The following is a 19,784-nucleotide window of genomic DNA, read 5'->3' on the forward strand; positions in this document are numbered from 1 at the left end:
CCCTCCCAAATGTTCTTTTAAAAATGGTGCGAAGAATTTTTTAGGTTCTTCACCACAAAAAGTGGTTTTAGCAAATGTGTTGATTTCCGCTACGGGCACACGCTTTCCGCGGGGCGTCAGTGGAGCCTCCTCGGCGCAAGCGCCTGTGGGGTCTCCACCTTGCCGCTGCAACCCGCTGGAGTCGGTGCCCTCCGCTCCAATCAACATAAAAGTTAGGCATATTAATCCATAAAGTAGCACTTATGGTGAAGAACCATTTTCCATTCCAACCTCAAATAAAAGCATTTATGAATGAAGCGCCCTTCCATCAACAGCCAGTGCGGCTTCCCCTATCGCCTCTGACAAGGATGGATGAGGATGGATTGTATGGGCGATTTCCCAAGGTGTCGCATCCAGAACCTTGGCAAGCCCCGCTTCGGAAATCATATCCGTTACATGCGGCCCAATCATATGGACGCCAAGCAGGTCATTTGTTTCTTCATCGGCAACAATTTTGACGAACCCATCCGATTGGCCGAAGACGAGTGCTTTTCCGATTGCCCTGAATGAAAATTTCCCTATCTTAACCTTATGGCCAAGTTCCTTTGCCTGTTCCTCGGTAAGACCAACACTTGCTGCTTCTGGATGGCTGTATATGCATTTTGAAACGAGCGAATAATCAATCGGCTGCGGGTCTTTACCGGTAATATGCTCTACAGCGACAATCCCTTCATGTGAAGCGACATGGGCTAGCTGCAAGCCGCCAATGACATCCCCTACCGCATAGATATGGGATTCCTTCGTTTGGAAAAATTCATTCGTTTTAATATAGCCTTTTTCTATTTCGATTTCTGTATTCTCGAGTCCGATTCCTTCTATATTCGCCTGGCGTCCCACAGAGACAAGGATTTTATCAGCTTTGTATTCTTTCTCCGCGCCCTTGACCTCCGCGGATATCGCGATGCCTTCACCTTTTGAAAGAGTTTCAGGCAGAACCTTAGCGCCAGTAACAATCTTCACCCCGCGTTTTTTCATCAGGCGCTGCATTTCCTTCGAGACTTCATGGTCTTCAGTAGGGATAATGCGTGGAGCATACTCAAGGACAGTCACCTCAACCCCGAAATCGGAAAGCATCGAAGCCCACTCAATTCCGATAACCCCTCCGCCTACTATGATGATGGAAGATGGGAGTGAATCCAGCCTTAGCGCCTCGTCCGAAGAAAGAACAAGCTCTCCATCGATATCAAGCCCTGGCAAGGTACGTGGCCTTGAACCTGTAGCAACGATGATGTTTTTAGGGATAAGCATTTCATTTTCTGTGCCATCATTCATTTCGACCGAAATCGTTCCCGGCATTGGCGAAAAGATGGATGGGCCAAGGATTCGTCCTAACCCCTCATAAACATCAATTTTCCCTTGCTTCATCAGGTGCTGCACACCTTTATGAAGCTGGGATACGATTGCTTCCTTCCGTTCCTGTACTTTGCCGAAATCGAAGGTCACGTCCGAAGCAAAAACCCCGAATTGCTCACTTTTTTTTGCTGTAGCATAAACCTCGGCGCTTCTGAGCAGGGCTTTGGATGGGATGCAGCCATTGTGGAGGCAAGTTCCCCCAAGCTTCCCCTTTTCAACAATTGCCGTTTTCAACCCTAATTGCGAAGCGCGGATTGCTGCCACATAGCCACCGGTGCCCCCGCCTAAAATGACCAAATCATATTCTTGAGCCATTGGTTTTTGCCCCCTGTTAAGTAGTTGCTGTTTTCAAGTTCGATGAATTCGGGTAAACTTTGGCTTCCTCCTCGCCCCTTAAGACGCGCAGTGCGCCTTCAGCGAGGGCCTGAAGCTCATTTTCTCCCGGATGGACGATTACATCTGATATCCAATTGACACGTTCAGTAATTGAAGTTACGAACGATTTTCCATATGCGAGGCCGCCGGTCAGGATGATGGCATCAACCTTGCCGGCAAGAACTGCGCTGGCCGCTCCGATTTCCTTGGCAACCTGGTACGCCATCGCCTCATATACAAGCTTTGCCTTTTTATTGCCTTTTTCAATCATTTTCTCGACCTGGACAGCATCGTTCGTACCAAGATAGCCGACCAGCCCTCCTTGGCCTACAAGCTTTCTCATTACCTCATCCCGGTAATATTCACCTGAATAGCATAGGCTGACAAGGTCCCCCGCGGGTACTGTCCCCGCCCGTTCAGGACTGAATGGCCCATCACCATGCAGGCCGTTATTCACATCGATAACCCTGCCGCCCTTATGGACGCCAACCGTTATTCCGCCACCCATATGGACAACAATCAAATTAAGTTCGTTATACCGTTTTCCTAAATCATTCGCTGCCCTTCTGGCGACTGCCTTCTGGTTAAGCGCATGGAAGATGCTCTTCCGTTCAACAAGCGAAAAGCCTGATATCCTGGCGATATCATCCAGTTCATCCACGACGACCGGGTCGACGATATAGGACGGGATATTTAATCCTGACGCTATTTCATAGGCGATGATGCCCCCAAGGTTGGATGCATGCTGGCCGGAATAACCGGCCCTCAGGTCTTCAAGCATAGCATCATTAACCGTGTAGGTCCCGCCTTCAATCGGTCGGAGCAGGCCGCCGCGGCCGCAGACGGCACTAAGCTTTGATATATTGATTCCTTCATTATCAAGCGTTTCCAGGATCGTCTCTTTACGGAATGCGTATTGATCGATGATGCTCTCAAAGGAAGTGACTTTTTCAGAATCGTGGCGAATGGTCTTTTCCATTACCGACCGCTCATTGTCAAAGATGCCTATTTTCGTTGATGTAGAGCCCGGATTGATGACCAGGATCCGATAATCTTTGTTTTGCACCATTCGGGACCTCCAGAAAGCAGATAGTATAGCAGGTTTACCGGAAATATTGGTTTCTGGCTTTTTGGGCAAGGAACAAGGCCGCTCATTAAGGTTTCATGAGTGCGGCCTCGTTCCGCCAATTAACGCCTGCTTAAGATATGGTGGCCGTTTTGAAGGAATTGGCTTCGGGAATTGCGCATTCTTTCAATCCGCTCCTCCGCCATCCGGTCTGCGGCCTTGTAGGTAGGAATTCCATCGCGCTTTGCGATTTCAATGACTTTTTCGATGTTGGCATAAATCGTTTCAATTTTTTTCATAGCCCGTTCATGGTTATAGCCATAAAGTTCGTCCGCTACATTGATAACCCCGCCTGCATTAATGACATAATCCGGAGCATAAACAATGCCAAGTTCATGGATCATGTCCCCATGGCGTGTATCCTTCAGTTGGTTATTCGCTGATCCCGCAATTACCTTTGCCTTTAATTGTGGAATTGTATCGTCATTAATGACAGCACCTAGCGCACATGGTGCGTAAATGTCACAGTCGACACTGTATATTTCATCAGGTTCAACCGCCTTTGCCCCAAACTCGTCAACCGCCCTTTGTACGGCCTCTTTATTAATATCCGTTACAATCAACCTGGCACCTTCTTCATAAAGGTGGCGGCAAAGATTATAGGCAACATTCCCCACTCCCTGGATGGCAACTGTTTTTCCTTCAAGGGAATCGGAGCCATAAGCTTCCTTGGCAGCAGCCTTCATTCCCCTGAATACTCCATAAGCCGTAGCCGGGGATGGATTTCCCGATGACCCGAATGCTGGGGAAATTCCGGTGACGTAGTCTGTTTCTTCATGGATAAGGTCCATATCGGCAACAGTCGTGCCGACATCCTCCGCAGTTATGTAACGGCCATTCAAGCCTTGGATATATCTTCCGAACGCACGGAACAATTCCTCATTCTTATCTTTGCGCGGATCACCGATGATGACAGTTTTTCCGCCGCCAAGGTTCAATCCGGCCGCCGCATTTTTATACGTCATTCCTCGGGCCAGGCGGAGAGCATCCTCAATTGCTGCTGCTTCTGATTCATATGTCCACATCCTTGTTCCGCCAAGAGCCGGGCCTAGTGTCGTGTCATGGATGGCAATAATGGCTTTTAACCCGGATTGCTTGTCCTGGCAGAAAACCACCTGTTCATAATCATACTGTTCCAAATATTTAAAGATTTCCATTTTCATTTCCTCCCTAATCTTCAAAGTTTTTAGACACAGAGCATAGTGCCAATGCAAGTGAATAAAGTTTGCTTTCAGAAGAATCGGATCGTGATGTCAAGATAATGGGTGCACGTGCACCGCAGATGACTGCTCCGACCTTTGCTTTTGCAAAATAAACTAGTGATTTATACAAAATATTACCGGCCTCAACTGTTGGGACTAGCAGGATATCCGCTTTACCGGCTACATCGCCGGAAATTCCTTTATGTTCTGCAGAAAGCATGGATACCGCGTTGTCAAGGGCCAGCGGACCATCTATCAGACAGCCGCCAATTTGCCCCCGTTTATTCATGGCGGACAATGACGCTGCATCCAGTGTCGCCTGCATAGCTGGATTCACGGTTTCGACCGCGCACACAGGTGCTACTTTCGGATTATCAATCCCTATCGATTTTGCCAATGCAACTGCGTTTCTTATAATGCCGGCCTTTTGTTCCAAATCGGGTGCAATATTCATTGCCGCATCGGTAACAAGAATCAGCCTGTCATAGCCTTTAATTTCAAAGGCCGCCGTATGTGATAGGATTTTTCCTGTGCGCAAGCCAAATTCCTTATTCAATACTGCTTTTAGTATAACTGAAGTTTGGACATTCCCCTTCATTAAAACATCCGCCCGCTCGCTGCTTACAGCTTTGACTGCCTCTTCGGCAGCATCTTGCGAAGATGGATTGTGAATGATGCTGATCGATTCATCCAACGAAACGCCATGTCGGCCAAGCATGGATTGAATCTGTTCCTGGTCGCCGAACAGAAGAAACCTCGCCAAGCCGCGTTTTAATGCAAGGGCAACCGCTTCAAGTACCTCGTGATCTCCAGCTGCAGCTACAGCGACTGTCTTCTTGCCATTTTCCGCTGCTTTGCCGATTAACTCCTCAAGAAACATTTTGTGCAATCATCCCCTTTGAGTGGGTATCTGATCCCCGCTAACTTAATATGCAAGTTATGTGCCAAAATTGCAAATCCTTCTAACTGAGGAGCGTTCAGTCCCTCAACAACAACGATAGCGGGCTGAAAAAGTTTGCAAGAGAATTTTTATTTTAACTCATGCTACTTCTTTTTCATAGTTTTATTATGCAACAAGTTGCATACCATGCATTTTTTGCATGCTTTAATTTTCAAGTTTGTACTTTTCAAGCTTGTAATACAAGTTTCTAATCGATAACCCCAGCAGCTTTGCAGCTTTTGTTTTATTTCCATTGGCTTGTGCCATTGTCTTTCTGATGATAGCCGCTTCATATCTTTCCATCATCTCGGCAAGCGGCAAAGTGGTGCTGCCAGTACCAGGCATTTCAACGCTAACATGCTGGCCCGCCTCTTTGTTCTTCAATTCAGGCAGATGCTTTACATCAATAACCGATTCATTGTAAGCCATAAAAATAATTGCCCTGCCAAGAATATTCTCCAATTCACGTACATTTCCCGGCCAGGCATACTCTTGCAATCGAAGGATGGCTCCATGAGTGACACCATCCACATTCCTTCCGTAATCCTGATTGATTTTTTGAATAAGCCTTTCGCTTAACAACGGTATTTCATCCGTACGGTTTCTTAAAGGAGGAATATGGATTGGCAATCGGTTAATCCTATAATAAAGGTCTTCCCTAAAGGTATTCGAAGCGATTCCCTTCTCAAGGTTAACATTCGTGGCGGCAATAATCCTTACATTGATTGGGACAGGTTTTGTCCCTCCAACCCGGACGATTTCCCTTTCCTGGAGGACCCTTAGCAATTTTGCCTGTGTATTGGCCGAAAGCTCCCCTATTTCATCCAAAAAGATGCTGCCGTTGTTTGCTTCTTCAAATAAGCCGTGCTTCCCGCCTCTTTTTGCTCCAGAGAATGCCCCCTCCTCATAACCAAACAGTTCACTCTCAAGGAGGCTTTCCGAAAGCGCGGCGCAATTGACTCTGACAAATTTATTGAAGCGCCGGTCACTCGCATTATGGATGGCATGAGCGAACAATTCCTTTCCGGTACCGGATTCGCCTCTAAGCAAGACCGTGGCCGGGGTTTTCGCCGCCAGCTTTGCCTGCTCGATTGCAAGGACCATCTCCTCTGACTGGCCGATAATATCTTCAAAAGAATACTTTGCTTCAAGTGTTCGAATGATTTGCCTTGCCCTTGTCAACTCCCTGTTAAGGGATTTGATTTCGGACATATCATGGATAACACCAACACTTCCTTTTAGTTTCCCCTCCACAATGATTGGGGCAACATTTACAATGACTTCCTTTTTGTTGGGACCAACCCTCATCGGCACTCCTCGTACAGGCCTCCTGGTTTTCAAGACCTGCATATGCATACTTTCCCCTTCCGAGATATCAGCAGTTGCCGGCTGGCCTATAACCTGTTCGCGGCTTAGTCCGGTTATCCGGTTATATGCGGGGTTTACGAGGATGCCTCGTCCTTCTTCGTCCACGACAGATATTGCGTCATCACTCGATTGAATAATAGCTTCAAGCATTGTCTGAATTTCTTTCAGGTTGGTTATTTCTTCGGCAAGGCGGACAACTTCCGAGATATCCTTAAACACAGCGAAAGCACCAATCAAGCCTCCGCTTTCATCGATGATTGGAATCCTTGTCGTAATGATTTTGGCGCCATTGCCAAGAACCATCTCCTGGTTGGCTTCAATTCTCCCGGTTTCCATTACTATTGTTAGCCTGCTTGAAGGGATAACTTCCCAAATATGTTTTCCTACCGCTTTATTAGGGCTGTAATTAATCATTTCGGAAGCCCGGCGGTTCAGAAGGGTAACAATCCCCTTTTTATTAATCACAACCATTCCATCATCAGTGGAATTAAATATCAAATCATGTTTATAGGATTCGTTTTTAAGACGTTCAATTAAATCCTCTTTTTCTTCCATTAAGGTTGATATAAGAAATGCTACGCTGCCGGGAATGAGGATTGAATCACGGCCTGCGGCTTCCCTAAGCTCTGGAAATACTTCAGGGTTGCCGGTCACTTCGATGATTATCTCGATTTTTTCATCAAGGAAGCGCCTCCAGTCTGTTCCCGTTGAAATGCCTTCCTTTTGCGCGAGCAAAATACCGGGGGCATCTTCATTCCTGTCAATGACCGCCCTTACTTCGAGCACTTCTGTTTCCTTCAGCATTTTCAAGATCGCGGTTCCGCCTTTTCCGGCACCGATAATCATTACGTTTGGCAACTCCACGCCCCCTCCATGAATCGTTTGCTGGTGGGAACCCGCAAATTATTTCATGTTTTTCTTTAGCCGCCTGCAACCTTTTTCATAATAATTGTAGCTTTTCTCCAGGTTCTTGACAAATCTGGTTCTTGGACTATGATTTTTCTGAGGCACTAATCCAGAAAAGTGCTAGGAAGGGATGTTGGCATGAAGCGTATAGCTGCCCTCATTGTAATGCTCATTCCCGGGTTTTTGGCGGCCTTTGGGATAAAATTGATGCGTGATATGGTTTTTGGAAGATTACAGCAGCCGTTTTCGTATCTCTGGCTCCAATTCCTAATTGGGTTTATTTTATTCATCCTTGGCCTGGGTTTTGTAGCGGGCTTTGTCCTTCATCGGGACCGAAAGAGGAATAAGGTTCAGGACAGATTCAAAAAAAACAGGAACGGGAGCCTTTAGTTCCCTTCCTGTTTTTCCTTTTCCTAAAAAAACCTCCTTCAGGAGATGAAGGAGGAGAGTATGATAGCGTTTTTATTGTTTCTTGTTAGGATGCTTTATGCTCGAGGCGCAATTTATCTGCGACCATTGCAATAAATTCCGAGTTTGTCGGTTTTGCTTTTGTCATGCTCACTGTGTACCCGAACAATGAGGAAATGGAGTCGATGTTCCCCCTGCTCCAGGCAACTTCGATTGCATGGCGGATTGCGCGCTCAACCCTGCTTGCCGTTGTATTGTATTTCTTCGCGATATCCGGATACAGGACTTTTGTTATGGAACCAAGGAGTTCAATATCGTTGTATACCATGGAAATTGCTTCACGGAGATATAAATATCCTTTAATATGGGCTGGGACCCCGATTTCATGGATGATGGACGTGATGCTAGCCTCAAGGTTCCTTGGTTTTTGTTCGGAGTGGGATCGGAAGCTGGATGTATGGCCCTTACGTGTAACTGAACCGGTTTTTCCATTAACTGTACGGATATGGTTCCCTAGCATGTCCATATCGAATGGTTTAAGAATAAAGTAGGATGCCCCTAACTCGACGGCTTTTTTTGTTACATCCTCCTGGCCGAAAGCGGTAAGCATAATGACTTGCGGCATTGGGCCATTTTTGGACTCACGCATTCTTTCCAATACAGCAAGCCCATCCAAATGAGGCATAATGATGTCAAGGATCAGGACATCGGGATTTACTTCTTCCAGCATATCAAGGCATTCCTGCCCATTATGTGCAATGCCTGCCACTTCCATGTCTTCTTGTGAAGATATGTACTCTTCAAGCAATCCAACCAATTCCCTATTATCGTCCACCACACAAACTTTAATTTTTTTCACTCCCAGTACCTCCTCGGATTCCTTAAATGATTCATTTTTGTAAAACCTATTTTCTATTCTAAATGACAAATTCGACAATGCAACCATAAATCCTGCGTACAAATAAAATTTTCTCAAAAAACCCACGAAAAAAGGTAAAATCTTTATTTTTCTTCGTTTTTCGACCATTTTCGGTATTGTTTTCACATTTGTCGAAAAATCTTCATTTATTGTAATTCCCTTCCAAACCGGCATCAAACAAAAAGGCCCTTTTGGGGGCCAAATTGTCACCGGACCAATCAGCTTGCTTTTGCCTCCGGCTTTTCATATATATCAATTCCCGCTTCCGTTAGCATCCATTCAATATGGACCCCGTAGCCTGATGTCGGATCATTTACAAAAACATGGGTGACCGCGCCTACGACTTTTCCGGATTGGATGATTGGGCTCCCGCTCATACCCTGAACGATTCCCCCCGTTTTTGCCAAAAGCTTTGGATCGGTCACTTTAATGACCATTCCTTTAGTAGCTGGGAACTTCTGCGGAATTGTACTGACAATTTCAATGTTGAACATTTCCACTTTATCGTTATCAACGACCGTCAATATTTTTGCCGGCCCTTCTTTTACCTGATGGGATAAAGCGATTGGCATCGGTTTATCCATCACTCCGTTCTCAATATCCTTATTTAATTTTCCAAATATCCCAAATGGACTGTTCCTGTTTATAGTGCCGATAATATCTTTGTCGTCCGAAAACCTTGCCAGTTTTTCCCCTGGGTTTCCATTGCTTCCTTTTTCAATGGAGGTAACAGTTGACTTGACAATTTGGCCATCCTCCACAACGATTGGCTTTTTTGTATCCATATCAGAAATAACATGGCCAAGTGCTCCATATTTCCTTGAACCCGGATGATAAAACGTCATCGTCCCAATCCCAGCGGCTGAGTCCCGAATATAAAGCCCCAGTTTAAAGCTGCCTGCGCCCTTTTCCTTTAAAGGCATTAAATCCGCTTTGAATTTCCCTTTTTCCCTGGAAATCAGGACTTTAAGCGGTTTTCCGTTATTTCCAGCCTCTTGGACGAAAGGAGCAACATCCGACATTTTATCAATTTTTTGCCCATTTATTTCTGTAATGATATCCCCGACTTTGATACCCGATAACTCTCCTGGAGATTTCCGGCCGGATTCTGTTTCGACCTGGTGATGGCCGACAACTAGGACACCAACCGTATTCAGTCTAACTCCAATGGATTGCCCTCCTGGATAGACCTTAAAGCCCTTTAAAACATTTACATTGACCTTCTTTATTGGTATACCCGCCAGGTCAAGGATGACTTCACTCTTTCCCGATTCCTTTGCCGACACGGAGACAAGGTGATCGGATTGGTTAAGAACGATTGTGTCCCGGCTGGCCTTGACCGTTGCCGAGACCGCAGATGCCTTCCCAAAAGAAACATTCTCGCCCTGAAATACGGTTATCTGTTTAGGGATTTGGAGATAGGCTTGGAATGGCTTCCAGCTTACCAATGCGATGATTGAAACAAGGAGAATTCCACCGATTATTTTTCTCAGCATTCTTATATTCAAATACCTCACTCTCCTCGCTTCAGGTGCTTTCATTAAAAAATGGCTACAGTTATAATTTTGCCGTGTTAGGAGGCATTTATAACCCGCGGACAAATAAAAAAGCTACCCATACTGGATAGCTTTTCATGTATGTTTTATATTAGCTGCCTGCAGGAGCAATTCCTTCGCATGCTCTTTAGTCAAGTCGGTGATTTCTACTCCGGATATCATCCTGCCGATTTCAGCAATCTTTTCCTCTTCGCTCAAAGGTACCACAGAGGTTTTCGTCCTCCCGCCTTTTGTAACCTTTGAAATAAAAAGATGGGTATCCGCCATGGCGGCAACCTGTGGAAGATGGGAAATGCAGAGGACTTGTGAGCCTGCCGCAACCCGGGATATTTTCTCGGCAATTGCCTGGGCCACTCTGCCGCTTACACCAGTATCCACTTCGTCAAAAATAATTGATGTAACTCCCTGGTGCTTGGAAAAAATGCTTTTTAAAGCCAGCATAATCCTAGAAAGTTCGCCGCCTGATGCCACCTTGGAAAGAGGTTTTAACGGTTCGCCAGGATTCGTGGAGATAAAAAAACCAACTCTGTCGGTTCCCATCCTCGAATACTGGGATGTACCCGGTAAAAAGCGAATGTCAAAAATCGTCTTCGCCATATAGAGGTCCTTAAGTTCCTTATGGATAAGCTTTACTAGCTTTCCAGCCCATTTTTTCCTGGCAGCTGTAAGTACAGCCGCCTCTATGGCAAGCCTTTTTTGGTGCTGGGCAAGTTCTTTTTCAAGATTCCCGATGTGGGTTTCTTTATTCTGTAGAGAGTCGATTTCAGTGCTGATTTTTTCGGCATAGGAAAGTATTTCAGGAATGGTCTTTCCGTATTTCCGTTTTAATTGATGGATTTCGGTCAGCCTCGCCTCAATCTCATTTAGCCTCTCAGGATCATATTCCAGCATGTCCAGATTGTTCCTAAGGGTTGCTGCCGCATCTTCCAGCATATAATAACTGTTGGAGATTGCTTCAAAAACCCCTTTATAATCGGGGTCCAGCGCCGCAGCATTCTCAAGGAGCCCCATAGCTTCACCCGCCCAGTCAAGCGCGCGTGAATCCCCCTTTAAAGCAGTGTAGCCAGACTGGACAGATTCAAATATTTTTTCAAAATTAACAAGCCGCTGTTTTTCGTCGGCAAGCTCTTCGTCTTCGCTGGGTTTAAGCCCCGCGTTGCTAATTTCATCGAGCTGGAACTGAATCAAATCGAGCCTGTGCGCCATTTTCTGCTCATTTTCACTGAGTTTCCGGAGTTTCCTTAATGTCTCTTCATACTGGTTAAAAACATTCTGGTACGACTCTAGTGCAGGCAAAGTATCGGCATGGCCAAACTGGTCAAGAAGGGATAGATGGAGTGCTTCATTCATGAGTTCCTGATGTTCATGCTGCCCGTGAATGTCGACTAAAGTTCCGCCAATTTCCCGTAATATTGAAATGGTTACAAGCTTTCCGTTGACCCTGCATACACTCTTTCCATTTTGTGAAATATCCCGGCGGAGAACAACCATCGAATCCTCAATATCAATTCCGTAATCGGCGGCTTTGGCAATACAAGGATGCTTGCCGTCATCCAGCAGGAACAAGCCCTCTATTTCGGCTTTTTCCTCGCCATGTCGGACAAATTCCGCGGATCCACGGCCTCCGACAAGCAGGTGAATCGCATCAATAATAATGGATTTCCCCGCTCCTGTTTCCCCGGTCAACACGGTTAGGCCCTTTTTAAAAGAAACAGAAAGGGCCTCAATGATTGCGAAATTCTTTATGGATAATTCCATTAACAAGTAGCATTCCCCCACCTAAAGCATTTCAAGGAACCTGTTTGTAATAACTTCTGTATCCTCGGGCGTCCTGCAGATAATCAGCAGTGTATCATCCCCGCAGATGGTTCCCAGGATTTCATCCCAATCGAGATTATCAATCAGCGCTCCAATAGCCATAGCATTTCCCGGTAGTGATTTCATGACAAGCAAATGGCCTGCCGCATCGACCCTGACGAACGCATCCATCATGGAACGTTTCAATTTTTGCAAAGGATTAAAACGCTGGTCGGCTGGGAGGCTGTACTTATACCTTCCATCAAGAAGCGGTACCTTAACGAGATGGAGTTCCTTAATATCCCGTGATACAGTCGCCTGTGTAACATTAAAGCCTTGATTCTTCAGCTCATCAACAAGTTCATCCTGTGTTTCGATATCATTATTTGTGATAATTTCCCGGATTTTAATATGGCGCTGGCCTTTGTTCATTTTTATCACTCCAATAGGCAATTAAAACATAGAAAGTACAGTCTTTTTGTGTCGGTTCTACACATATGTTAGCCCATTTGGGCAATCTTGTACAATGATTCTTCACAGGAGAAACACAAACTTTCCAAAAATAGAAAAGAAAAGGATAAGCCTCAGCCTATCCTTCTTCAACCCGTTTTGTTTTCAAATCCTGATGTGCTTCCTGTACGATTGCTTCGGGAGTTACCTCAAGAAGGTTTTTCCCTCCGTTTCCCTCGCCTTGCCATTTAAGGTGGAGAAGGAACTCGATGTTTCCATCCCCCCCTGTGATTGGGGACCACGATAATCCCGCAGCATTGAATCCTGCCTCCAGAGAAAACCGAATTGTTTTTTCCAATACGGCCAAATGGACCTTTTCATCCCTGACAATCCCTTTTTTTCCAACCTGTTCACGCCCGGCTTCAAATTGGGGTTTTACAAGCGCAATAACATCGCTCCCTGGAACTAGCAGCGTTGCCAGCACTGGAAAGATCAGAGATAAGGATATAAATGATACATCGATTGTCGCAAAATCAGGCATTCCTTGTTGGAAATCGGCGGGGGTAACGTATCGGAAATTCGTCCTTTCCATGACGGCGACGCGTTCATCCTGGCGAAGCTTCCAGGCCAGCTGGTTATAACCGACGTCCAGGGCATAGGACCTTTTTGCTCCATTTTGCAATGCACAGTCTGTAAATCCGCCTGTAGAGGATCCAATATCAAGCATTGTCTTTCCAGTCACATCTACGTCAAACACCTGCAATGCCTTTTCTAATTTAAGCCCTCCCCGGCTAACATAGGGAAGGACATTTCCTTTGACTGTCAATGGCAAATCGCTATTGATCTTTTCCCCAGGCTTATCAAGCCTTTCTTCATTTGTATAAACGAGGCCAGCCATAATGGCCCGCTTGGCTTTTTCCCGTGTCTCCGCCAGCCCTCTTTCAACGAGCAAGACATCCAGGCGTTCTTTTTTTACTTTCATGCTTATGCCCTCTGCTGTTTCTTTGAGGCAAGAATTGACAGGCGGCTAATGGCGGAGTCGACTGTAAAGTCAATTTCCTCAAGCAGCTGGTCAACACTTCCATGTTCAATAAATTTGTCGGGTATTCCCATCCGGTCAATGACATTTTTAAAATAGCCATGATCATGGGCATACTCAATTACACTGCTTCCAAAGCCGCCTTGGAGCACAGCTTCCTCGATTGTAAGAATTGGCATACCTTCATCTAGAATGCCGGATAGCATTTCTTCATCAAGGGGTTTGATAAATCGCGCATTAACGACTTTGACAGATATGCCTCTGCTTTCCATTACAGCGGCTGCTTCCATAGCCATTGGAATCGTAGTCCCAAAAGTTAGAATGGCAGCATCACGACCGTCCCTAAGCACTTCCCAACTGCCAATCGGAATGGACTTAAAGCTTTTATCCATAGGGACGCCAAGCCCGTTTCCACGCGGGAATCTCATTGCTATGGGGCCATCATTGTAGGTAAGCGCGGTATAAACCATATGCTGGCCTTCATTTTCATCCTTTGGCATCATCAATACGAGGTTGGGTACATGACGGAGGAAGGCAATATCGAATACTCCCTGGTGGGTCTCCCCATCGGCACCGACAAGGCCGGCCCTGTCAATCCCAATAAAAACATTCAAGTTTTGCCTGCATATATCATGGACAACCTGATCATAAGCTCTCTGCAGGAATGTGGAATAAATAGCAAGAAACGGCTTCATATTCTGTGTTGCCAGCCCTGCTGCTACAGTTGCCGCATGCTGTTCCGCAATCCCGACATCAAACATTCTGTCGGGGAATTCGGAAGCGAATCCTTCAAGCTTGGAGCCGACTGGCATCGCCGGAGTAATCGCGACAACCCTTTCATCGGTCCTGGCAATCTTTCTGACAGTTTCACTCACAAGGCTGCTCCAGGCTGGAGGAGCAGATGAAGGTTTAACAAAGGCACCTGTTTCCGTTTTGTACGGACCGGTTCCATGCCAAGTACCAATTTTATCGGACTCAGCGGGTTGATAGCCTTTTCCCTTTTTGGTTAAAACATGAATGATGACCGGGCCTTCCGTTTTCTTTGCATAGGCAATGTTTTCAAACAGATCATCGAAGCTATGGCCGTCAACCGGCCCTAAATAGGTGAAGCCCAGTTCCTCAAAAAACATACCGGAAACGAGCATATACTTCAGGCTGTCCTTTACCCTTTCCGCGGTCGCCGCAAGGACGCCCCCCACGGCAGGGATTTTTTTAATGAGGAGTTCCAACTCATCCTTTACCCCATTATACTTTCCGGATGTCCGAAGCCTGCCGAGTACATTATGCAAGGCGCCGACATTAGGAGCGATGGACATTTCATTATCATTTAGGATGACAATCATATTCTTCTTTTCATGGCCGATGTGGTTCAGCGCTTCAAGGGCCATCCCCCCGGTAAGCGCGCCATCACCGATGACCGGAAGAATAAAGCTTTTTTCCTTTTTAAGATCTCTCGCGATTGCCATTCCCATTGCTGCTGACAGCGAAGTTGAACTATGGCCGGTTTCCCAAACATCATGCTCGCTTTCGGTCCGTTTTGGAAAACCGCACAGGCCCTTAAATTGTCTTAAGGTATCAAATTCGCAGGCTCTCCCTGTCAGAATCTTATGGACATAGGACTGATGTCCGACATCCCAAATGATTTTATCTTTTGGGCTATCGAATGATTTATGGAGCGCAAGCGTCAATTCAACAACACCCAGATTAGGGCCGATATGGCCTCCAGTTACGGATAGCTTCTCGATTAGGAATCGCCGGATTTCTTTACTAAGCTTTTCAAGTTCCTGATTAGACATCCCTTTAAGAAAGGATGGATCTTTTATTGATTTAAGATCCAAAGAGGATCACTCGCTTTCATTGCATTTTCGCCAAAATGATTGTAGCCCCTTTTATTATAAAGGAATGGGGGGATTCCTCAAGGAAATATCTAAATTTCACCTATTATTTCCCTAATTCGCCTTTTTTCATATCTGGCTGTAAAAAATAAGCCGCTAGCACAGTCGTGATAACGGCAACAGGGTCAATGTTTATTTTATACATTCGATTGTATCATATTTAGGCATGGTACTCAAATGCCGGGTTAATGGTTCCTTGTGGCAACGAGGTCTGTGACTTCCAGCAAAAGGCGTGTGTTAAGCCCTGTTTTGGCAAGTTCTTCCCTAGCACTGGCAATATGGGCAGCAAGAGAGTCCTTCGCGCCTTCAAGCGTCAAAAGCCTCGGATACGTGCTTTTATGGTTTACTGTATCACTGCCAACTGGTTTCCCGATGGTACCTTCATCCCCCTCAAGGTCAAGAATATCATCCCGAATCTGGAAGGCAAGGCCCAAATGGAATGCGTATCGAGAAAGAATGTCAAGCTTGTTTTGATCAGCACCCGAAAGGATGGCGCCGGCCAGGACGCTAAATGTAAGCAGCCGGCCTGTTTTATTTATATGGATGGCTTCTAGTTCTTCAAGGGTAAGCTCTTTGTCTTCGCCTTCCATGTCAGCCGCCTGTCCGCCTACCATTCCGCCAGCTCCTGCTGCTTTAGCCAGTCCGGCCACAAGCTTTAGCTTTACATCAGGGCTTGCGTCCATGTCTCCAATCATTTCAAAGCTGTATGTCAACAATGCATCGCCAGCAAGGATAGCCATTGCTTCCCCAAAAACTTTATGGTTGGTCGGTTTTCCTCTTCTCAAATCGTCATCGTCCATGCTTGGGAGATCATCGTGGATTAGGGAATACGTATGGACCATTTCAATTGCAGCCGCAGCCGCTACCCCTTCTTCAGGATTTCTGTCGAATGCATCCATGGCGGCAAATACGAGCAGCGGCCTTATCCTTTTTCCTCCCGCTTCAAGAGAGTACAGCATTGCTTCCTTCAGCGACGCGGGTGCATCAAGCCTCTGGACTGATGAACGGAGTTTTTCCTCTAGCAGCTGCCTGTATTTTTTTGTCGCATCGTCCAAAAGTCTGTTTCCCACTTTTATTCCTCCCCATCTATTGAAAAGCTCTCTTTCCGTCCATCTTCAGTAATAATTTGGGCTAATTGCTCCTCGACATTTTTGAGTTTATCATGGCACAATTTCGAAAGCTCCATCCCTTCCTTATAGAAGCTAATAGCCTGTTCCAGAGGGACATCACCTTCCTCAAGCTGTTCCACTATCCGTTCGAGCTGTTCCATTGCCTGTTCGAATGTCAGCGTTCTTGCTTCATCCATGCATATCATCCTCCAGTTTATTCTCTATTTTGCAAATAAGGCTCCCATCTATTACCTTGATCGTCACCCGGTCATCAACTTCAACTTGTCCTATTTGTTTAATCAATCGATTGTCTTCTGTGTATGCTAGGCTGTAACCCCGTTCCATAATCTTTAAAGGATTGAGCGCCTCAAAGGATGCGAGTGTTTTGCCAAACGCTGCTCTTCTTGCCATGAGAATTTGATTCATGGCTCTTTGAAGTTCTTTGCCCGCGCGGTCATGCCTTCCTGATGCCTCGGTCAGGAGCTGCCCCGGATTGTTCCTTTGCAGCCTTCTTGCCAGATGGGCGAATTGATCCTTTTTAACAAGGGCAAGGCGCCCAGTTCCCCGGTACAAATTCTCAGTCAGCTTATCAAGCTGTTCAAGCTTTTGTTCGTAAAGGCGGCGTGGATAGCGGAAAGCATACGAACGCTTAATCCTATCATAACGGCCTTTTTGGAAGCTGAGTTTTTCTTTCATAGCCCTGATTAACCTTGCCTGCCGTTGAAGGACACGCTCCAAAAGCTCTTCTATATGGGGAACCGCAAGCTCTGCAGCCGCCGTTGGAGTGGGTGCGCGAAGGTCGGCTACATAATCGGCAATCGTAAAGTCGGTTTCATGGCCGACAGCTGAAATAATTGGAATGGTGGAGGCAAAAATGGCCCTGGCCACTTGTTCTTCATTAAACGCCCACAATTCCTCGATTGACCCCCCACCCCTGCCGACTATAAGGACATCGATATCACCAGCCTGGTTGGCCCTCCGAATAGATTCCGCAATGGATTTCCCTGCGTTGTCGCCCTGAACAAGTGCAGGGTACACAATCAGTTTTCCAATGGGGTATCGCCTTTTAATTGTAGTGATAATGTCTCTGATTGCTGCGCCCGTAGGTGACGTAATGATGCCTATTGTCTTTGGAAATGGAGGGAGTGGCTTTTTCCTGTCCCGGTTAAAAAGGCCTTCTGCTTCAAGTTTTCTTTTTAGCTGCTCATAAGCTAGGAACAGCTCCCCAATTCCATCAGGCTTCATTTCCTTTATATATACCTGATATTGCCCGCTTGCTTCATAAACAGATAGCTCTCCTCTTACAACGACCTTCATCCCATTCTCAGGGACGAATTTCATCGACCTAGCATTGCCCGCGAACATGACGGCAAGGATCCTTGATCGCTCATCCTTCAATGTTAAGTAAATATGCCCGCTTGAGTGCTGTTTAAGGTTTGAAATTTCCCCTTTGATAAAAATATCCTGTAAATGCGGGTCTGCATCAAATTTTCGCTTTATGTATTTTGTCAGTGCAGTAACGGTTACATAACGGTTGGTTTCCTGCATGAATAAAACTCCTTGCCATATGTCTTCTGGGAATTTGGCTGCTGCCAATTACTCAGCTATCTTATAAAAAAGAAAAACTGCCCTCTTCCATTATAAGTTTAGATTCCCTATCCGTCACGGGCAAGAAATCCAACTCATATGGACCAGGGCAATTTATGTAAGGAGGAAGACTGATTTCAGCTTCCCGTAGAAATTAATACTAAGCTTTGTTCAAGGCTTTTGACTGCCTGGCTGCCTTAAGTGTATTGAAGAGAAGCATGGTAATTGTCATTGGGCCTACTCCGCCCGGTACAGGAGTGAGATAAGCCGCTTTCTCGGCAACCTCAGGATGGACATCGCCGCATAGCTTTTCATGTTCATCCCTGTTAATCCCTACATCAATGACAGTCGCGCCTTCTTTTACATGACTTGAGCGGATGAAGTTAGCCTTTCCGATTGCCGCAACAAGGATATCTGCCTGAGTCGTATGATAGGTCAGGTCATTTGTTCTTGAGTGGCAATAGGTAACAGTTGCATTTTTATTCAGGAAAAGCTGCCCCGCTGGCTTGCCGACAATATTACTCCTGCCGACAATGACCACGTGCTTTCCAGAAATTTCGATGCCCGTTTCCTCCAGCATAACCATGACCCCGTAAGGAGTACAAGGGAGAAAGGAGTCTTGGCCTGTCATCATCCTTCCTACATTCAACGGATGGAAGCCATCAACATCCTTCTCGGGAGAAATTGCCTCGATGACTTTCTTTTCTTCGATATGCGATGGCAAGGGCAACTGGACGAGAATGCCGTGGACATCCTCACGTTTATTCAATTCATCAATTTTCGTTAGAAGCTCTTCCTGGCTTACTTCTTCTGGCAAAGTGATAAGGATGGATTCAATCCCCGCTTCCCTGCACGCCTTCTCCTTATTGTTGACATACGTCTTAGAAGCATGATTGTTTCCGACAAGGACTACCGCGAGTCCAGGAATAATATTTGTTTCCTTAAGAGCCTGAACCTCTTCAGCAATCTCGCGCCTTTTTTTCTTTGCGATTTCTTTACCGTCGATTACTTTTGCTACCATCCCGATTCCTCCTTAGTTGCGGAGAAGACCATCATGCTCAAAAGTTAAACGAGTTCCTGTTTCACTTTTGAAAGGACACCGTTAATGAATTTGCTTGATTGATCGTCTCCATAAAGCTTGGCTATTTCGATAGCCTCATCCAAAACAACATTGGCAGGCACTTCATCAGAGCAATATTTCAATTCATACACACCCAGCCTAAGCAAATTTCTGTCTACAGCTGCCAGCCTTTCCATCGACCATTTTTCGAGATTCTTACTGATTAATTCGTCAATGTCCGGCTTTTGCTCCACTGTGCCGTTCACAAGCTTGGATAGATATGGTTCAGGGTTTTCCCCGTCAAGAACATGCTCGATTGCCGTTGCCGGGTCAGCATCGCTTACATCAATTTGAAAAAGCGCCTGAAGTGCCTTTTCTCTTGCTGTCCTTCTCTTCATTATACAATTAGCTCCTTTTAGAAAAATAAATACAATTTGGACAATTTTCGCACATTTTCAATGTCTGAATTTGCTAGTTACCCCCAAAGAAATAATAGCATAAAGCGTAATGGAATGCAGTGTGGGTCGGAAAACAAAATGCGCAAGCGCCTTGGTCAGCCCCGACCAGCATAAGACGGGGCCCGCAGGACATTGAATGGCATCCCTGAATTCGCCCACGCACGAAGGAAATGCGAGCATTTCCGAGGACGGGCCTG

Annotated in this window: 17 protein-coding genes; 1 reads left to right on the forward strand and 16 read right to left on the reverse strand. The window is 45.9% G+C overall.

What is annotated here, in order from left to right:
- Window positions 1–285: 285 nt before the first annotated feature.
- The 5 genes from lpdA to AR337_RS05730 all read right to left on the reverse strand — a co-directional run bounded on the left by lpdA (window position 286) and on the right by AR337_RS05730 (window position 7,261).
- Complete coding sequence (gene lpdA / locus AR337_RS05710) at window positions 286–1,707, reverse strand: dihydrolipoyl dehydrogenase (protein ID WP_059171068.1); 1,422 nt, start codon at window positions 1,705–1,707, stop codon at window positions 286–288.
- A 16-nt stretch (window positions 1,708–1,723) separates the two neighbouring features.
- On the reverse strand, window positions 1,724–2,833 hold the full coding sequence (gene buk, locus AR337_RS05715; protein WP_156424345.1) for a butyrate kinase: 1,110 nt from the start codon (window positions 2,831–2,833) through the stop codon (window positions 1,724–1,726).
- Between the two features lie 122 nt (window positions 2,834–2,955).
- On the reverse strand, window positions 2,956–4,050 hold the full coding sequence (gene bcd, locus AR337_RS05720; RefSeq protein WP_059171070.1) for a branched-chain amino acid dehydrogenase: 1,095 nt from the start codon (window positions 4,048–4,050) through the stop codon (window positions 2,956–2,958).
- A gap of 13 nt (window positions 4,051–4,063) precedes the next feature.
- On the reverse strand, window positions 4,064–4,975 hold the full coding sequence (gene yqiS, locus AR337_RS05725) for a phosphate butyryltransferase (RefSeq protein WP_059171071.1): 912 nt from the start codon (window positions 4,973–4,975) through the stop codon (window positions 4,064–4,066).
- A gap of 225 nt (window positions 4,976–5,200) precedes the next feature.
- Entirely contained in the window at window positions 5,201–7,261 is a 2,061-nt protein-coding gene (locus tag AR337_RS05730) for a sigma 54-interacting transcriptional regulator (RefSeq protein WP_156424321.1), read from the reverse strand.
- A gap of 186 nt (window positions 7,262–7,447) precedes the next feature.
- On the opposite strand from AR337_RS05730, the gene AR337_RS05735 reads away from it, so the two are divergent.
- The gene (locus AR337_RS05735) at window positions 7,448–7,699 is read left to right on the forward strand and encodes a DUF2627 domain-containing protein (RefSeq protein WP_059171072.1); all 252 of its coding nucleotides are present in this window, start codon (window positions 7,448–7,450) and stop codon (window positions 7,697–7,699) included.
- Window positions 7,700–7,784: 85 nt separating this feature from the next.
- Here the strand turns inward: AR337_RS05735 and spo0A are convergent, their stop codons facing one another.
- From spo0A to nusB, 11 genes are all read right to left on the reverse strand, one after another.
- The gene (gene spo0A, locus AR337_RS05740; RefSeq protein ID WP_059171560.1) at window positions 7,785–8,576 is read right to left on the reverse strand and encodes a sporulation transcription factor Spo0A; all 792 of its coding nucleotides are present in this window, start codon (window positions 8,574–8,576) and stop codon (window positions 7,785–7,787) included.
- Window positions 8,577–8,854: 278 nt separating this feature from the next.
- On the reverse strand, window positions 8,855–10,144 hold the full coding sequence (gene spoIVB, locus AR337_RS05745) for a SpoIVB peptidase (RefSeq protein ID WP_156424322.1): 1,290 nt from the start codon (window positions 10,142–10,144) through the stop codon (window positions 8,855–8,857).
- Window positions 10,145–10,267: 123 nt separating this feature from the next.
- Window positions 10,268–11,956: a DNA repair protein RecN gene (gene recN, locus AR337_RS05750; protein ID WP_059171073.1), complete on the reverse strand. Its 1,689-nt coding sequence runs from the start codon at window positions 11,954–11,956 to the stop codon at window positions 10,268–10,270.
- 15 nt (window positions 11,957–11,971) lie between these two features.
- Window positions 11,972–12,421 carry a transcriptional regulator ArgR gene (gene argR / locus AR337_RS05755; protein WP_059171074.1) on the reverse strand — a complete coding sequence of 150 codons (450 nt, stop codon included), beginning with the start codon at window positions 12,419–12,421 and terminating at the stop codon, window positions 11,972–11,974.
- Window positions 12,422–12,578: 157 nt separating this feature from the next.
- Window positions 12,579–13,421 carry a TlyA family RNA methyltransferase gene (locus tag AR337_RS05760; protein ID WP_059171075.1) on the reverse strand — a complete coding sequence of 281 codons (843 nt, stop codon included), beginning with the start codon at window positions 13,419–13,421 and terminating at the stop codon, window positions 12,579–12,581.
- Window positions 13,422–13,423: 2 nt separating this feature from the next.
- A complete protein-coding gene (gene dxs / locus AR337_RS05765; protein ID WP_059171076.1) occupies window positions 13,424–15,316 on the reverse strand; it encodes a 1-deoxy-D-xylulose-5-phosphate synthase in 1,893 nt (630 codons plus the stop codon).
- Between the two features lie 242 nt (window positions 15,317–15,558).
- Window positions 15,559–16,443 (reverse strand): polyprenyl synthetase family protein, encoded by an 885-nt coding sequence (locus tag AR337_RS05770; RefSeq protein WP_059171077.1) that lies wholly within the window; start codon window positions 16,441–16,443, stop codon window positions 15,559–15,561.
- A 2-nt stretch (window positions 16,444–16,445) separates the two neighbouring features.
- Entirely contained in the window at window positions 16,446–16,679 is a 234-nt protein-coding gene (locus tag AR337_RS05775; RefSeq protein ID WP_059171078.1) for an exodeoxyribonuclease VII small subunit, read from the reverse strand.
- Window positions 16,672–18,030: an exodeoxyribonuclease VII large subunit gene (gene xseA, locus AR337_RS05780; RefSeq protein WP_059171079.1), complete on the reverse strand. Its 1,359-nt coding sequence runs from the start codon at window positions 18,028–18,030 to the stop codon at window positions 16,672–16,674. The genes AR337_RS05775 and xseA overlap by 8 nt, the downstream gene beginning before the upstream one ends.
- Window positions 18,031–18,229: 199 nt before the next feature.
- Complete coding sequence (folD, locus tag AR337_RS05785; RefSeq protein WP_059171080.1) at window positions 18,230–19,090, reverse strand: bifunctional methylenetetrahydrofolate dehydrogenase/methenyltetrahydrofolate cyclohydrolase FolD; 861 nt, start codon at window positions 19,088–19,090, stop codon at window positions 18,230–18,232.
- 44 nt (window positions 19,091–19,134) lie between these two features.
- Window positions 19,135–19,527, reverse strand: a complete 393-nt coding sequence (gene nusB, locus AR337_RS05790; RefSeq protein ID WP_059171081.1) for a transcription antitermination factor NusB — start codon at window positions 19,525–19,527, stop codon at window positions 19,135–19,137.
- Window positions 19,528–19,784: the final 257 nt, after the last annotated feature.

This window comes from Bacillus sp. FJAT-27445 (assembly GCF_001510665.1).
Classification (GTDB): domain Bacteria; phylum Bacillota; class Bacilli; order Bacillales; family Cytobacillaceae; genus Bacillus_D.

Excerpts from the sequence above, each read along its gene's own strand:
- lpdA (WP_059171068.1), bottom strand. The coding sequence starts at position 1,707 with ATGGCTCAAGAATATGATTTGGTCATTTTAGGCGGGGGCACCGGTGGC.
- bcd (WP_059171070.1), bottom strand. The coding sequence starts at position 4,050 with ATGGAAATCTTTAAATATTTGGAACAGTATGATTATGAACAGGTGGTT.
- yqiS (WP_059171071.1), bottom strand. The coding sequence starts at position 4,975 with ATGTTTCTTGAGGAGTTAATCGGCAAAGCAGCGGAAAATGGCAAGAAG.
- AR337_RS05735 (WP_059171072.1), top strand. The coding sequence starts at position 7,448 with ATGAAGCGTATAGCTGCCCTCATTGTAATGCTCATTCCCGGGTTTTTG.
- argR (WP_059171074.1), bottom strand. The coding sequence starts at position 12,421 with ATGAACAAAGGCCAGCGCCATATTAAAATCCGGGAAATTATCACAAAT.
- AR337_RS05760 (WP_059171075.1), bottom strand. The coding sequence starts at position 13,421 with ATGAAAGTAAAAAAAGAACGCCTGGATGTCTTGCTCGTTGAAAGAGGG.
- AR337_RS05775 (WP_059171078.1), bottom strand. The coding sequence starts at position 16,679 with ATGGATGAAGCAAGAACGCTGACATTCGAACAGGCAATGGAACAGCTC.
- xseA (WP_059171079.1), bottom strand. The coding sequence starts at position 18,030 with ATGCAGGAAACCAACCGTTATGTAACCGTTACTGCACTGACAAAATAC.
- folD (WP_059171080.1), bottom strand. The coding sequence starts at position 19,090 with ATGGTAGCAAAAGTAATCGACGGTAAAGAAATCGCAAAGAAAAAAAGG.
- nusB (WP_059171081.1), bottom strand. The coding sequence starts at position 19,527 with ATGAAGAGAAGGACAGCAAGAGAAAAGGCACTTCAGGCGCTTTTTCAA.